Raw genomic sequence first — 448 nt, forward strand, 5'->3', positions numbered from 1 at the left:
CCGGCCACGGGCATGAAACTTAACCAGCATCGTCAGTCTTCTCCCGTGCCGCGTGGCGCACACGCTCAAGCCCGGCATCGATGGCCATCAGCGCCGCCATCACCGACACCTTGTCCTGAGGCGACCACTGCCCGCCATTCACCCGCCGCGCTATCTGGTTCAGGTTGTTACCCATTCCCGCCAATTGCCTCAGCAGCTCAGGCGCCAGCGTTGGCAATTTGCTCCGCCTCGAAGGGCGCTCATCGAGGCACACTTCCCGCATCCACCGTGCTAACGCTTTGCCGTCACACCGCGCCAGTAATCTGGCGTGTTCGTCATCAGTCACCCATAACGTCAACATCTTCGTGCGTTTACCGGACATCATTCCTCCTCAGAACCCCGGACGGTCGGGAACCCGTTCCTGGGCGTGCCGGGGTTGGACAAGCCGCAGGCGCGTCAGGCCGTTGAC

General features: G+C 62.5%; 1 protein-coding gene. It reads right to left on the reverse strand.

The window, feature by feature from the left end; all coding sequences use genetic code 11:
* Positions 1-19: 19 nt before the first annotated feature.
* A complete protein-coding gene (locus AC6BYQ_RS27870; protein WP_498057867.1) occupies positions 20-361 on the reverse strand; it encodes a MobC family plasmid mobilization relaxosome protein in 342 nt (113 codons plus the stop codon).
* Positions 362-448: the final 87 nt, after the last annotated feature.

The organism is Serratia sp. LTN-2 (genome assembly GCF_059740205.1).